Genomic DNA, 14,405 nt, shown 5'->3' with positions numbered 1-14,405 from the left:
TTCCCTTAGTAGGTGTCGTGCTTGTGCGCTTTGGACTGCGACGATTGCGCCTGATCATTTGGGTCTTTGCTGTCATCGGGCAGGTACAGCGGGCCTTTTTGACCACAGGCACTAACGAGGCAGGCGACCGCGACGAGCGCAGCAAGGGAAGAGATCAGGCGCTTCATGGCGAAATCCTTGAATATGCATTAATTGCGCCCGAGTATACCGACCACCCGCCAGCTTGCCTATGTGCCGGAATACCCGTCCGGCGGGGGGTTGACGTGATAGCTGGGAAGCGGGCTACGGTGGCTGAGGATTTTTCATGCAGCCATCGTGGATGAAATCGGTATTCTTTGCATTCGGAGAGGCTCGCCCGTATGGTGCGGCGCTTGAGCAGAACCAGACATTTTTGAGGTTGCCACTATGAGTTTGACCGAAGCCCGTTTTCACGACTTGGTGGATTCTACCCAGCAGGCGCTGGAAGATATTTTCGATGACAGCGGCCTGGACGTGGACCTGGAAAATTCGGCCGGCGTGCTGACCGTCAAGTTCGAGAGCGGCCAGCAGTTGATCTTCAGTCGTCAGGAGCCGCTGCGTCAGCTCTGGCTGGCGGCGCGTTCTGGTGGCGTTCACTTCGACTATGACGAAGAAAGCGGCAAATGGCAGTGCGACAAGAGTGAAGAGCTGTTGGGCGAGATGCTCACGCGCCTGGTCGACGACTATACCGGCGTCGAGCTGGACTTCGACGAGATCTGACTGTGACCCAGCCTGCACCTGTACGTCCGCCCAAGCCGCTGTTCAGTAATGTCAGCCCGGCGGTGCCGTCACCTTGTATCAGTTTGTGTCGCCTGGATGAGCAGAAGGTCTGCCTCGGCTGCTTCCGTCACGTGGAAGACATCCGCGAATGGCGCTCTGCCGACGACTCCCGGCGCCGGGTGATCTGTGCCGAAGCCGAGCAGCGTAGGGCGCGCACCTGAGGCCGTCTTGTTTATTTATGACGCTGTGGTAGTGTCCGGATACACCTCAACTCATCGAGGTCCGTGAGAACCCCGCCTTTTTTGGCGGGGTTTTGCTTTTTTGTGCAGAAAAAAGGAGTCTGCCTGAATCATGACCACCGCACCTTCCATCATCCTCACCCGTCTTGACGTGCAGCGTCTGGAGCAATTGATCGACCGTTTGGGCGACGAGTCTCCCGGCGTCGAAGCGTTGCAAGCCGAACTCGACCGCGCTGAAGACGTGGTTGGCCACGATGAAGTGCCTGCGGGTGTCGTGACCATGAACTCCAGTGTGCATTGCCGCGAACAAGGCAGCGGCAAGGACTACCACCTGACCCTGGTCTATCCGAAACATGCGAATGCCGATGAAGGCAAGATCTCAATCCTGGCGCCGGTGGGCAGTGCGTTGCTCGGCCTGCAGATAGGCCAGCACATCGACTGGCCGGCACCGGGCGGCAAGACCCTCAAGCTGGAACTGCTCAGCGTTGAAGACCAGCCCAAGGATGGCGGCGCCTTTCCTCTCTAAATCTGGTTCAGCGCCTTATTGAGCGACAGTTCAAGCTCGGCCTTGTAGCGCAGATACAGGTTGCTCGGGCTTTGCACATCACCGAGCAGGCCCGAGAGATCCAGGTCGGTGATGTAGCAGCGGTAGCGCTCGGCCTCGCGGCGTTGCCCGACGATCTCCTGGGCGACCACGGCAAACAGTTGGTCGCCAAATTCCAGTTCGGAAAACTCCCGCTGATTACAGTACAGCGTGATGCCCACCTGGCCGGGAGCAGCCTTGCCGATAATCGCCTGCACGTCATAAAACGGTTTGTTGGCCGGGGTCGAAGGTGCTGGCCGAGGCTCAATGCCGCGTGCGCGGCCGCTCCCAGACGGCAATAGTTGGTAATACAGGGTTTGCACCTCGCCCAACGGTTGCTGTGTGTCCAGGGACGAAAGGGCCTCCCGGCGATAGATGATCGATTGAAGGAAGCGTTGCAGCGGCGCCAACAGGCTCTGTTCATCATGAAAGGGCAAGCGTTGCTGCCAGAGCGCGTTGAACTCATCCAGTACATACAACTCGGCCTGGCCTTCATTGACTCGGTAGAACACTTGTACGCAATCGGCCATGCCCATGGGGAGCAGTAGCGCCAGGTCGTGACCTTCCAGGGCCATGGTGTCCAGGTGCAGCGGGCTGTAGCTGGCCAGTTCTTCGCTGAGGTAGGCGATCAGCGCGTCCTGGGTGGGTAAGGACACATGGTTGGCCTGGCCCGGCACCAGTTCCATTACGTGGTAATGCTGCTGCACCTGGAGCAGGTAGCGGTGATTGCCTCGGCCGATTAGCAGGTTTTGTGCGGTATCGAAGATTTCTTCGACGCGCTGGGCAATGAACTGTGCACGGTTGTGGCAAAAACATCGCACTCGCAGCCGGGGCAAGTGATCCGACGGCAGTTGGTTGAGGTAATCACGCAGGCAGTCGAGCAGCGCGTGGGGGCCGTCGTAGCGGCTGACCATCACCTCGTTCCAACTATTGAGCGTGACCTGGTCCAAGGTCAGCACGAGGTTGTCGCGTACGCCGGCATAGCTGAGCGAGTCGGTGCGTTCGGTGGTCATCAGGATGTTCAGGTCGCGGTGATGTTTGAGCGGGTCGACGCCAACGTTGATCAGCAACAACACTTCTTCCGGAACCGCCGAGCGCAACAGGCGCTCTTCATCGACGCTGGCCAGGGGCAGGGGAATGGTCTGTTGCAGGCTGCCCAGCAGGTTGAACAGCTCGAACTCCGTCATGTCGCTGGCGCCAGGGTGCAGCGCCAGGCGCGTGCTGCTGTCGATCACGCCATTGCGATGGCACCAGGTGAGCATTTCCAGCAAGTCGCGGCTGCGCTTGATCGGCGCGAAGTGCTCCCATTCCAGTGCCGTCAGGCTGCCGTTATACAGGCCCCAATGGTATTGGCCCGGTTCTTTGCGGTTGGGTGATTGCACCAGGGTGAGGGTGTCTTCGGCCAGGTCCGGGGCGATGCCTGGGTTGATGAACTCGACCTTGCCGGCCTTGCGTTCAAAGGCCGCATATAGGCGTCGGCCGAGTACATTGAGGTCGCGTTTGTTGATCGGGCTGGCGCTCTGCTCAGTCCGTGCGAACTGAGTCAGGAAGCGGTAGCTGTAATTCAGTTCATTGACCAGCGCCCGGCGTTCCAGCGCGACCTGGCGCACTTTCCACTGGCTGCGGCTGTCCAGCAGGGCCAGTTGACGCTGGTCCCAGCCCCACTCGTGGGCCAACCGCTCCAGCAGCAGGCGTTGCCAGCTGGGGGCGCGCTGGCCGGCGCTGAGCTTGCGGTTGACCTTCAGGTACAGCGCACGCCGCACCAGCTCAAGGCGCTCCGGCTCGTTGCGTGCCTTGAGGTATTCCTCGATGCGACGATAGACCACGATGTAGGGGTCAAGCTCATCCAGGTCCAACTGGTTGGCGAACACCGCCCGTTTGAAGCGCAGGCTCAGGCACTGTACGTTCGGATGCTCACTGGCGTAGACCTCGGTCAGTAGCAGCTTGAGCACCGACTTGTAGGGCGACTCGATGCCTTTGAACAGTTGCCACAGGCCGGCGCCAATGAACTCGCTCGGAGGAATGTGCGCCAGGTGACCGAGGTCAAGCGTGTCCTCGGCGGGGATGAACCGCTTGGAAACCAGCGCATGGGTGAACTCCGCATAGCGGGTTTCTTCATACACGGGCACCAGCCACCAGATCGGCGTGCGCCCGGCCAGCCAAATGGCGGTGCGGTAAAATTCATCCAGCAGCAGGTAATGCTGGGTGGTACCACAGTCGTCGGAGCTGAGCTGCGTATCACGTTCACCCAGGACAAAGCGCGTCGGCTCGATCAGGAAAAAGTGCGCCTCCGTGCCCATCGTCAGCGCCCAGGCTTCCAGCAGGTGGCACTTTTTGCGCAGCTCGGCCAGTTCGCTTTCGTTGAGGTCCGGGGCGTGGCACACCCACACGTCCATATCGCTTTGATCCGCCTGCGCCAGGGTACCGAGGCTGCCCATCAGGAACAGGCCGTGGATCGGTCTGGGCTGATTGACCGGGCGCGACTTGTAGGAGAACGAGCGGGTCAGGCGCTGGGCTTCGGCGAGTGCCTGGGCGTCGGGTTCGAAGTTGGACAGGCCGGCCGGCGTGCTCCCGGAGACGTAGCCAGGCAGCAGCGGATGATTGACGTGGAAAAACAGCGGCAACATCGCCAAGACGCTTTGCTGGCGTGGTGTCAGCCCTTCGACGGCCCGGGCCATGCGGCCTTCGTTGAGTGCCATGAAGCGTGCGCGCAGTTGTGCCAGCACCTTGCGGTCGATGCCTTCATCCAGGTCGGGACGGATCTCATGGGTGCGGGTCATTTCTAGTCGTTGGCTCGCAGAGCCCGACATGGGCGGCCGTGTAGGAGTTTACAGCCAGAAGCGTAGGAGGTTTAGAGGGAAAAGCTTTTGGCGCCAGAATTTTGTGACGTCCACAGCTACGCCCATGGAATCCGCAAGCGACGGATTCCATGGGCGTCATCAAGTTTTAAGCGGCTTCTTTTTTGGTCGTGTTCAGGATTGTCAGCAGATCTTGGGTGTGTTGCGCTGCGTCCCGGCCAAGGCTGGTCAGGTAGCCACCGTCAGGCTGGGTGATCAGTTCTTTTTCAAACAGGCGCTTGGCGGCGGCGATGGCAGTGGGAGCGGCGGTCTGGTGGACTTTAAGACCTTCCTGGGAGCTGCCCAGGTTGAAGAGTGCAAGGATTTCCAGTTCGGCAACCAACTCAGGGGTATACGACATAAGGACTCCAGACTTTCTAAAATTTATTAGAGGCTAGCAGGGCATAAGGTGAACGCACTTTGCCGGGCTGTCCAGTCACAAACTCTTGAGTCTTGATATGGCGCAGGTTTGTGGCAGGGAAGCCAGCTTCCCTGCCACGGACAATCCCGGGCTCACTCGTTTTCCGGCGGTAGCTCGGGCAGGGCTCGCAGGGCGGTTTCATACCATTGGGTATCGAATGCGCGGTCTTCCTCGAGCATCTTGTCGATTTCTACGGCCAATACATGGGCCATGAGATTCAGAATGTCCTCACGTTCGTAACCCACCAGTGTCAGCTTGTTGAAGGTGGCCTTGGCGGCAGGCGGGTTGTCGCTTTCGATCTGGTTTTCGATCGCCTGGGTCAGGGTACTTTCGGTGAACTCTTCTTCGTCGTTGTCGATATCGGTCGGCTCGCTCATGGCGGGTTCCTCAATGAAAGGGCGCCAGTCTACGCCCATTCAGGCAGGTGATGCTGCTGGCCAGGCCGAGGTCGACGATCTATAACAGATGCAGCCAACCCCACACCCGGCCTGGAGGCATACCCAATGCTCAAGCTTTACGGATTTTCGGTCAGTAACTACTACAACATGGTCAAACTGGCGCTGATGGAGAAAGGGCTGCCGTTCGAGGAAGTGCTGTTTTTCGCAGGGCAGACCCCAGAGGCGCTGGCTGTAAGCCCGCGTGGCAAGGTGCCGGTGCTGGGTGTGAAGCAGGGTTTCATCAACGAGACCAGTGTGATCCTTGAATATATCGAGCAAACCCAGGAAGGCCCGTCACTGTTGCCGGGCGAGCCGTTTCAGCGCGCCCAGGTGTTGGCTTTGTGTCGGGAGATTGAACTGTATATCGAGTTACCGGCCCGCGCGTGTTTCGCCGAGGCCTTTTTTGGTATGCCGGTGCCGGAGGCAATCAAGGAAAAATCCAAGGCCGAGCTGCTGTTGGGGATCGGGTCGCTGGGGCGGCACGGCAAGTTTGCACCTTATGTGGCGGGTGAGAGCTTTACGATTGCCGATCTGTATTTTATGTACAGCGTGAATCTTGCCTGTGCGGTGGGCGAAAAGCTGTTCGGTATGGATTTTCTTGAAGGTTATGCGCAGGCCAAAGCACTGCTGGAGCGACTGCACGCTATGCCCAATGCTCAGAAAGTGGCGGCGGACAGGGAAGCGGCAATGCCGGGGTTTTTGGCGATGATCGCCGCCAAGAAATAGTCAGAACTGCCGGAGTTCAACATGGGAGGAGGCAAGCCCCCTCCCACATTTTTTGGGTCATCCGAGCAAGCCCTGTTTCCCGGTAGCCTGGATCAGCGGCTGGCGAGCAGGGCCTGACCGCGCGCGACGGCTGCCTTGACCTGTGCCGGCGCAGTGCCGCCCACGTGGTTGCGGGCGTTGACCGAGCCTTCCAGGGTCAACACGGCAAACACGTCCTGCTCGATCTGGTCGCTGAACTGGCGCAGCTCTTCCAGGCTCATTTCCGCCAGGTCTTTGCCGGTGTCCACGCCGTATTTCACGGCATGCCCGACGATTTCATGGCAGTCACGGAACGGCAGGCCACGGCGCACCAGATAGTCAGCCAGGTCGGTTGCGGTGGAGAACCCGCGCAGGGCCGCTTCACGCATGATCGCTTGCTTGGGCTTGATCGCCGGGATCATGTCGGCAAAGGCGCGCAGCGAGTCGCGCAGGGTGTCGGCGGCGTCGAACAGCGGCTCCTTGTCTTCCTGATTGTCCTTGTTGTAGGCCAGTGGCTGACCTTTCATCAGGGTCAGCAGGCCCATCAGCGCGCCGAACACGCGACCGCTCTTGCCACGCACCAGCTCAGGCACGTCGGGGTTTTTCTTTTGCGGCATGATCGAGCTGCCGGTGCAGAAACGGTCTGGCAGGTCGATGAACTGAAATTGCGCGCTGGTCCAGAGCACCAGCTCTTCGGAGAACCGCGACAGGTGCATCATCGCGATGCTGGCTGCGGCGCAGAATTCGATGGCAAAGTCACGGTCCGACACGCCGTCCAGGGAGTTGCCGCCCACGGCGTCAAAACCCAGCAGCTGTGCGGTGTATTCACGATCGATCGGGTAAGTGGTGCCCGCCAGTGCGGCGCTGCCCAGAGGCATGCGGTTGGCGCGTTTGCGGCAATCCACCAGGCGCTCGTAGTCGCGGCTGAGCATTTCGAACCAGGCCAGCAGGTGGTGGCCGAAGGTCACGGGCTGCGCGGTCTGCAGGTGGGTGAAGCCGGGCATGATCGTGTCCGATTCGCGCTCGGCCTGTTCCAGCAACCCTTTTTGCAGGCGGGTGATCTCGGAGAGGATCAGGTCGATTTCGTCGCGCAGCCACAGACGGATATCGGTGGCCACTTGGTCGTTACGGCTGCGACCGGTGTGCAGTTTCTTGCCGGTCACACCGATACGATCGGTGAGGCGCGCTTCGATATTCATGTGCACGTCTTCCAGGTCGACGCGCCAGTCGAACGTACCGGCTTCGATCTCACCGCGAATGGTGGTCAGGCCGTCGATGATGCTGTCGCGCTCGGCCTCGGTCAGTACGCCGACCTTGGCCAGCATCGTGGCGTGGGCGATCGAGCCCATGATGTCGTGGCGGTACAGGCGCTGGTCGAAGGTGACGGAGGCGGTGAAGCGGGCGACGAAGGCGTCGACGGGTTCACTGAAGCGGCCGCCCCAGGACTGGTTGGTCTTGTCGGTGCTCATGGATTCGCTCGTGATCTGCTTAAAAGAGGCATGGAGGTGTGCCGGCGATAATAACAGGGTTGCTTGTGGAGGCGGTGCTGCGGGTGGTCGGCATTTTTATTTGTACAAAGGATGGCTAAGTGCCTTGCCGCCGAACGCGTCCGGGAAGAGACTGGAGCCAGATGTTTATTGAAACGATATTTGACGATTGAGCAATGTGGTCTCAGTGAGCGTCTACAGTTGCACTGATAGAGCGTGAATGCACCAAAGTCGGGTGATGCGGTCGAAGCCCGGACTATCCATTAAAAAGGGGGGTATTCGGATTGTGTATCAGTAAACCCTACGACGATGCCCTAAGGCGGCCGGTCTTGGGCGCAATTGAACAGGTCCGGGTAAATATGAGTGCCACTCTTGGGGCACTTTTTGCCGCTCGCGCTAGTCTTAGCGTGGATCGCTGTGACGCAAGTCACCGCACCTGTCTACGTTATCCTTGTGCGAGACTCACGCAGGAATCCAGCGCAATATGAATGTCCTGATCGTTGATGACGAACCCCAAGCCCGCGAACGACTGAGCCGTCTGGTCAGTGAGCTCGAGGGATATACCGTCCTTGAACCGAGCGCCACCAACGGCGAGGAGGCGTTGACGCTGATCGACAGCCTCAAGCCGGATGTGGTGTTACTCGATATCCGTATGCCGGGCCTGGATGGCCTGCAAGTCGCCGCGCGATTGAGCGAGCGCGAGTCGCCACCCGCGGTGGTGTTGTGCGCCGCTCAAGAGGAGTTCGCCGCGCAGACGCTTGAAGCCAGTGGCGTCAGTTTCGTGGTCAAGCCGGTGACTGCCGAAGCCTTGCTCAAGGCCCTGAAAAAGGCCGAGCGCCCGAATCGCGTCCAACTCGGTGCCCTGACCCTGCCCGCTGCCCAAAGTGGCAACGGCCCTCGCAGCCATATCAGTGCGCGGACCCGTAAGGGCATCGAGCTGATTCCCTTGGGCCAGGTGGTCTACTTTATTGCCGATCACAAGTACGTGACCCTGCGGCACGAGACGGGCGAAGTGTTGCTTGATGAGCCCCTCAAGGCCCTAGAGGATGAGTTCGGCGACCGCTTCGTGCGTATCCACCGCAACGCGTTGGTGGCCCGTGAGCGGATAGAGCGCCTGCAGCGCACACCCCTTGGGCACTTTCAGCTGTTTTTGAAAGGGCTTAACGGTGATGCCTTGATCGTCAGCCGACGCCATGTCGCTGGCGTGCGCAAGATGATGCAGCAGCTTTAGCCCAGGGGCTGCGGCGAGGTTTTCAATTCCGATCCCGGTGCGATGCGGCCAGGGAGGCCCCGCACTTGCTGATTCAAATCAAAGCGTGTCTGCCTGAGCTGTTATTATCTGCCGTATCTATTCAGTACGGATTGATCCATGTCCTCTCGCGAAATCCGCATCGCCACCCGTAAAAGCGCCTTGGCCTTGTGGCAGGCCGAATACGTCAAAGCACGCCTTGAACAGGCCCATCCGGGTCTCAAGGTGACCCTGGTGCCCATGGTCAGTCGCGGCGACAAGCTGCTGGATTCGCCACTGTCGAAGATCGGCGGCAAGGGTTTGTTCGTCAAGGAATTGGAAACGGCGCTGCTGGAAAATGAAGCCGACATCGCCGTGCACTCAATGAAAGACGTGCCTATGGACTTCCCCGAAGGCCTGGGCCTGTATTGCATCTGCGAGCGCGAAGACCCGCGTGATGCGTTTGTTTCCAATACCTTCAAGTCCCTGGACGAATTGCCGTTGGGCAGTATCGTGGGCACCTCCAGCCTGCGTCGTCAGGCGCAGTTGTTGACCCGTCGTCCGGACCTGCAAATCCGCTTCTTGCGCGGCAACGTCAACACCCGTCTGGCCAAGCTGGATGCCGGTGAGTATGACGCAATCATCCTCGCAGCTGCCGGTTTGATCCGGCTGGGCTTCGAAGATCGCATCACTTCGGCGATCAGTATCGAAGACAGCTTGCCCGCAGGCGGGCAGGGTGCCGTAGGTATCGAATGCCGTACTGCCGACAGTGAAATTCACACCCTGCTCAAACCCCTTGATCATCCTGATACGGAAGTCCGTGTCACGGCTGAGCGCGCCCTGAACAAGCACCTCAACGGTGGTTGCCAAGTGCCCATTGCCTGTTACGCGGTTCTGGAAGGTGAAAACCTTTGGTTGCGTGGCTTGGTAGGCGACCCCGACGGCGGTACGTTGCTCACCGCTCAAGCGCGTGGGCCACAGCGTGACGCCACAACCTTGGGCATCCAGGTGGCCGAGGAACTGTTGGCCAAGGGCGCCGGCGCCATTTTGCAAAAAGTCTACGGTGAGGCGGGCCCGCAGTGACCCAGTGGCGTGTGCTGCTGACGCGGCCTGCTGAAGAGTCGATGGCGCTGGCGGCGTCATTGTCCGAGGCCGGCGTTTTCAGCAGCAGCCTGCCTTTGCTGGATATCGAAGCGCTGCCGGTCACGGCTGAGCAACAGGCTGTTTTCAGGGGCCTGGGCCGTTATTGCGCGGTGATTGTGGTAAGCAAGCCTGCCGCGCGTCTCGCCTTGCAGCAACTCGATCGTGCCTGGCCGCAATTGCCCTGGTTCAGCGTCGGCGCCGCCACCTCACAGGTACTGGCCGATCACGGCCTGAACGTTCAATATCCGCACACCGGCGACGACAGTGAGGCCTTGCTTGCAATGCCCACCTTGCGCGAGGCTGTCGCAGGCCCGGATGCCCGTGTACTGATCCTGCGAGGTGAAGGCGGCCGAGAGCTGCTGGCTGAGCGTTTGCGCGAACAAGGTGCTAGTGTCGACTATCTGGAGTTGTACCGCCGTTTCTTGCCGGCTTATGACGCTGGGGTGCTGATGCAGCGCATCCAGTTGGAACGCTTGAACGGCGTGGTGGTCAGCAGTGGGCAGGGTTTTTTGCACCTGCAAGCCCTGGCCGGGCCGGATTGGCCACAGGTGGCACGGCTGCCATTGTTCGTACCCAGCCCGCGAGTCTATGAGATGGCGCGGGCCGCAGGTGCAGAAAAAGTTGTGGATTGTCGTGGCGCGAGTGCCGCGGCTTTGTTAGTGGCGTTACGGAGCCATTCCGTTCCCACTCTCTGATACGCAAAGGACGGATACGTGAGCGAAACAGCCTTGCCTAAAGATGAAGCTCAGCCCGCGCTCGATGCGCAGGTTGCACCGGTCACCGCGCCGCGCCGTGGCAATGGCCTGGCAATCGTCGCCTTGCTGCTTGGCGCCGCGGGTGTTGCCGCCGGCGGCTGGGGGATCTGGCAGGTCCGTAGCCTGCAGGCCAGCAACCAGCAGCAGTTGAGCCAGGTGCAGACCCTCGACGACCAGTCCCAATCCTTCAAGCAGAGCCAGCAACAGCTGGCGGCGCGTCTGGCACAATTGCCCAGTGCTGACGAGCTGGAGGAACGTCGCCGCCTGGTGGCTCAGTTACAAGGTGATCAGCAGCGTTTGAGCCAGCGTCTGGAGACGGTGCTGGGCGCCAGTCGCAAGGATTGGCGCCTGGCCGAAGCCGAGCACCTGATCCGTCTGGCCAGTTTGCGTTTGTCCGCCCTGCAGGACATCAACAGTGCTCAGTCACTGGTCCAGGGTGCCGACGAAATTCTTCGCGAACAGAGCGATCCCGGTTCCTTCGCCGCCCGCGAGCAACTGGCCAAGAGCCTTGCCGCACTGCGTAGTACCGAGCAGCCAGACCGCACCGGGCTCTATCTGCGATTGGCAGCGCTGCGTGACCAGATCGTACAGCTGGCGGCTGTCGCACCGGAGTACCAGCTCACCGAGCCGGCCTCCCAGGGGCGCCCGACCACCGATACGGAAAACCGCTTGAGTCAATGGTGGGAGCAGATTTCCCGCTACTTCCGCATCGACTTCAACCCTGACGACAACATTCGCCCGCTGCTGGCTGGCCAAGGCTTGAACCAGGTGCGTCTGGCCCTGAGTCTGGCTCTTGAGCAAGCCCAATGGGCGGCGCTCAACGGTGAGGCTGCGGTGTACAGCCGCTCCCTGGGCGAAGCGCGCAGCGTGCTGCAGGACAATTTCAACCAGGACAACCCGCAGAGCAAAGCGATGCTGGCGCGTATTGCCGAACTGGAGCCCAAGGCTGTGTCGGTGGTGACGCCGGACCTGGCCGCAAGCCTCGCGGCGGTGCAGGCGTACCTTGAGCGCCGTCATCTGTCTGCCGATGAAGCCAAGGCGTCGGCGGGCACGCCGGCGACCCAGGAGTAGAGTCGATGAAGCGTTTCTATGTGATCCTGGTGCTGGCGATTGCAATCGCTCTGGCATTGGCCGTGGGCATTTCGAAACACACCGGCTACGTGCTGATTACCTATCCCCATGTGCTGCATTACGAATCGAGCTTGTGGGCCACGCTGGTGGCGGTGTTTGCCATCGGCCTGGCGATCTACCTGATCCGTGTTTTATGGAGCCTGGTCACCACCTCCGGGGGCGTGGTCAACCCATGGTCGCGGCGCAATCGCAGTCGCCGTGTACAGATTGCGATCGAACAGGGCCAGATGGACCTTGCCGAGGGCCGCTGGGCCAGCGCCGAGCGCCATCTGTATCGCGCCGCCGAGGCGGAGCGCCAACCATTGCTGTATTACCTTGGCGCAGCACGTGCGGCCAATGAGCAGGGGCGTTACGAAGAGGCCGACGGTTTGCTGGAACGTGCCTTGGAGCGCCAGCCTCAGGCGGAACTTGCCATTGCCTTGAGCCATGCGCAATTGCAGATGGACCGTGGCGATACTGACGGCGCCCTGGTCACGTTGCAGGCAATGCATGAGCGTCACCCCCATAACGCGCAGGTATTGCGCCAGTTGCAGCGCCTGCATCAGCAGCGAGGCGATTGGTCGTCGGTAATTCGCTTGTTACCGGAGCTGCGTAAGGACAAGGTGCTTCCCGCCAGCGAACTGGCTGAATTGGAGCGTCGCGCCTGGGGTGAAAACCTGGGTGTGGCGGCCCAGCGTGAAGAGCGGGGCGAAGCCGGCTTGCAGTCGCTTGAGCGGGCCTGGGAGCAGCTGACTTCCGCCCAGCGTCAGGAACCGCAACTGGTGTTGGCTTACGCCGACCAACTGCGTCGACTGGGCGCTGACGCCAAAGCCGAAGAAGTGCTGCGCGGTGCGATCAAGCGTGGCTACGACAGTCACCTTATTCGCCTTTATGGGTTATTGCGCGGCAGTGACCCGGCCCGTCAGCTGAAGTTTGCCGAAAGCTGGCTTAAGGATCATACGGATGATGCCAGCCTGCTGCTGACGCTGGGACGCCTATGCCTGCAAAACAGTTTGTGGGGCAAGGCGCGTGACTATCTGGAAAGCAGCCTGCAGGTGCAGCGTAACCCTGAGGCATGTGCCGAGCTGGCCCGTCTGCTGGCCCAATTGGGTGATACCGAGCGCAGTAACCAACTGTTTCAGGAAGGCCTGGGGTTGCTCGACAACCGCCTCCTGGCCTCTCCATTGCCCGTACCTGCGCGGGTTTGACGTTAGAAAAAGGTGAAGGGTTGGCGTGGAGCTATCTGACAGCCAGCCCTGAACGCTCAACCCTGAACTCTGCGCAAACCCCCGCTGCAAATGTCTTGCTGTTCAATTCCTACGTGTAATTGTGGGGTTTCCTCCAGGTTCTTACGGGATATCCCTACGGTTTCGCGGAATTGTCTGCTCTGGGACGTATTGAAAGGGGTCGGGCCTTTCCTCTACCGTAGCGTCCTATCTCTCGCGGTACGGATAAACAATGTCTTTGGCCCCTTTACGCTCTATGTTTTTCCTGGCGTTCATGGTTGGTGCGCTGACGTTGGGCGCGTCTTTCTACCTGGAATATGGCGCGCTGTTACAGCCTTGCTTCCTGTGCCAGGTACAACGGTTGTTTCTCGCCATCTATGCACTGATCAGCTTGATCGCGGCCCTTCATAACCCGGGGCGCTCCGGCCTTTACCTGTACGGACTGGCGAGCATGGGGTGTGCGTGTTTCGGCGCCATCACCGCCGTGCGCCAGGTATTGCTGCAGAACGCGCCATCGGACCAGATTCAGAATTGCTGGCCGAGCCTTCAGTACATGATTGAAAACCTTTCCTTTTGGCAGGCGGTACGGTCGGTCTTCAACGGCACCGTCGATTGCGTTGAGATCAACTGGACGCTGTTCGACCTGAGCCTTCCCGAATGGAGCTTATTGTTCTTTTCAGCGATGCTTGTTTTGGGATTCATGCAGTTTTCACGGTTGTTGTTCAGCCAACGTTTGCGCATTGCGCTGCCATGAATATGGGGTTCGGGTTGTAGGACGGGATTAAACACTTGTATGAACTTTCTCTCCTGCGTACCTTGAAGCCATAGTCATGCGGGCATAATCTGGCCCGCACGCGTTATCAAATCTGTTTATCGGACGCGGCCTTGTCCGGCTGCTGCTTTATCCTTGAATGTTGCATGGGCACAAGGCAGCAGCGCCCCTATAGGGAAGAGAGATCATCATGCTGGAAAGTTGTCAGAATGCTCAGGAACGCTGGGGTGGGGTGCACAAGCTGATCGACAGCTGGCTGAAGGCACGTCACGAACTGGTTCGGGCCTTTGATGCTCTCGGTGCCAAGCCCGAAGCACTGGCTGAGAACCGCGAACCGTTGCAAGACTTCTGCGGTGTATTGGTGGACTACGTGTCTGCCGGCCATTTTGGCGTCTACGAGCAACTGACCAAGGAGGCGCAAGCCTTTGATGATCAGCGTGGTCTGGAGCTGGCGGAGACGATCTACCCGCGTATTGATGCCATTACCGAGAGCCTGCTGGCGTTCACCGACCTGTGTGATGCCGGTAAATGTGTTGCGGCAAAATTCAAAGAGTTGGGCGCGCTGTTGCATGAGCGTTTTGAGCTGGAAGACTGCCTGATCGAAGTGCTGCACAACGCTCACATGCAAGAACCTGCTACCCAGGCCTGACCCCTCGATAGCAGTACAGAAAACGGTGCGCATGGC

The 14,405-nt window shown here is 59.9% G+C and carries 16 protein-coding genes; 11 read left to right on the top strand and 5 right to left on the bottom strand.

What is annotated here, in order from left to right:
• Positions 1-5 precede the first annotated feature (5 nt).
• Positions 6-167 (bottom strand): lipoprotein, encoded by a 162-nt coding sequence (locus M5B97_RS06360; protein ID WP_123716513.1) that lies wholly within the window; start codon positions 165-167, stop codon positions 6-8.
• 238 nt (positions 168-405) lie between these two features.
• Between M5B97_RS06360 and cyaY the strand changes: the two genes are divergently transcribed.
• The 3 genes from cyaY to rnk all read left to right on the top strand — a co-directional run bounded on the left by cyaY (position 406) and on the right by rnk (position 1,503).
• Positions 406-738, top strand: a complete 333-nt coding sequence (cyaY, locus tag M5B97_RS06355) for an iron donor protein CyaY (protein ID WP_123716512.1) — start codon at positions 406-408, stop codon at positions 736-738.
• A 2-nt stretch (positions 739-740) separates the two neighbouring features.
• Positions 741-959: a DUF1289 domain-containing protein gene (locus tag M5B97_RS06350; RefSeq protein WP_123716511.1), complete on the top strand. Its 219-nt coding sequence runs from the start codon at positions 741-743 to the stop codon at positions 957-959.
• A 130-nt stretch (positions 960-1,089) separates the two neighbouring features.
• A complete protein-coding gene (gene rnk / locus M5B97_RS06345) occupies positions 1,090-1,503 on the top strand; it encodes a nucleoside diphosphate kinase regulator (RefSeq protein ID WP_123716510.1) in 414 nt (137 codons plus the stop codon).
• Here rnk and M5B97_RS06340 read toward each other — a convergent pair.
• From M5B97_RS06340 to M5B97_RS06330, 3 genes are all read right to left on the bottom strand, one after another.
• Complete coding sequence (locus tag M5B97_RS06340; protein ID WP_248731022.1) at positions 1,500-4,340, bottom strand: class I adenylate cyclase; 2,841 nt, start codon at positions 4,338-4,340, stop codon at positions 1,500-1,502. The two genes, rnk and M5B97_RS06340, sit on opposite strands and share 4 nt — an antisense overlap.
• Positions 4,341-4,506: 166 nt before the next feature.
• Positions 4,507-4,758: a TIGR02647 family protein gene (locus M5B97_RS06335; protein WP_123716508.1), complete on the bottom strand. Its 252-nt coding sequence runs from the start codon at positions 4,756-4,758 to the stop codon at positions 4,507-4,509.
• A 152-nt stretch (positions 4,759-4,910) separates the two neighbouring features.
• Entirely contained in the window at positions 4,911-5,195 is a 285-nt protein-coding gene (locus M5B97_RS06330) for a hypothetical protein (protein ID WP_123716507.1), read from the bottom strand.
• A 126-nt stretch (positions 5,196-5,321) separates the two neighbouring features.
• Between M5B97_RS06330 and M5B97_RS06325 the strand changes: the two genes are divergently transcribed.
• A complete protein-coding gene (locus M5B97_RS06325) occupies positions 5,322-5,981 on the top strand; it encodes a glutathione S-transferase (RefSeq protein WP_123716506.1) in 660 nt (219 codons plus the stop codon).
• Positions 5,982-6,073: 92 nt separating this feature from the next.
• Here the strand turns inward: M5B97_RS06325 and argH are convergent, their stop codons facing one another.
• On the bottom strand, positions 6,074-7,468 hold the full coding sequence (gene argH, locus M5B97_RS06320) for an argininosuccinate lyase (protein WP_248731021.1): 1,395 nt from the start codon (positions 7,466-7,468) through the stop codon (positions 6,074-6,076).
• 502 nt (positions 7,469-7,970) lie between these two features.
• On the opposite strand from argH, the gene M5B97_RS06315 reads away from it, so the two are divergent.
• The 7 genes from M5B97_RS06315 to rsd all read left to right on the top strand — a co-directional run bounded on the left by M5B97_RS06315 (position 7,971) and on the right by rsd (position 14,369).
• Positions 7,971-8,717 carry a LytTR family DNA-binding domain-containing protein gene (locus M5B97_RS06315; RefSeq protein WP_123716504.1) on the top strand — a complete coding sequence of 249 codons (747 nt, stop codon included), beginning with the start codon at positions 7,971-7,973 and terminating at the stop codon, positions 8,715-8,717.
• 138 nt (positions 8,718-8,855) lie between these two features.
• Positions 8,856-9,797 carry a hydroxymethylbilane synthase gene (gene hemC / locus M5B97_RS06310; protein WP_134659386.1) on the top strand — a complete coding sequence of 314 codons (942 nt, stop codon included), beginning with the start codon at positions 8,856-8,858 and terminating at the stop codon, positions 9,795-9,797.
• Positions 9,794-10,552, top strand: coding sequence for a uroporphyrinogen-III synthase (locus M5B97_RS06305; RefSeq protein ID WP_248731020.1), 759 nt, complete (start codon positions 9,794-9,796; stop codon positions 10,550-10,552). The genes hemC and M5B97_RS06305 overlap by 4 nt, the downstream gene beginning before the upstream one ends.
• An 18-nt stretch (positions 10,553-10,570) precedes the next feature.
• Positions 10,571-11,683, top strand: a complete 1,113-nt coding sequence (locus M5B97_RS06300; RefSeq protein ID WP_248731019.1) for a uroporphyrinogen-III C-methyltransferase — start codon at positions 10,571-10,573, stop codon at positions 11,681-11,683.
• Between the two features lie 5 nt (positions 11,684-11,688).
• Positions 11,689-12,930, top strand: coding sequence for a heme biosynthesis protein HemY (locus M5B97_RS06295; protein WP_248731018.1), 1,242 nt, complete (start codon positions 11,689-11,691; stop codon positions 12,928-12,930).
• A gap of 250 nt (positions 12,931-13,180) precedes the next feature.
• Entirely contained in the window at positions 13,181-13,702 is a 522-nt protein-coding gene (locus M5B97_RS06290) for a disulfide bond formation protein B (RefSeq protein ID WP_123716500.1), read from the top strand.
• 208 nt (positions 13,703-13,910) lie between these two features.
• Complete coding sequence (rsd, locus tag M5B97_RS06285) at positions 13,911-14,369, top strand: sigma D regulator (RefSeq protein ID WP_123716499.1); 459 nt, start codon at positions 13,911-13,913, stop codon at positions 14,367-14,369.
• The last annotated feature ends 36 nt before the right edge of the window (positions 14,370-14,405 follow it).

Source organism: Pseudomonas sp. MWU13-2517 (genome assembly GCF_023242545.1).
Lineage (GTDB): Bacteria > Pseudomonadota > Gammaproteobacteria > Pseudomonadales > Pseudomonadaceae > Aquipseudomonas.
The sequence above is the reverse complement of the archived record's forward strand: the minus strand, read 5'-3'. Positions and strand labels throughout refer to the sequence as shown.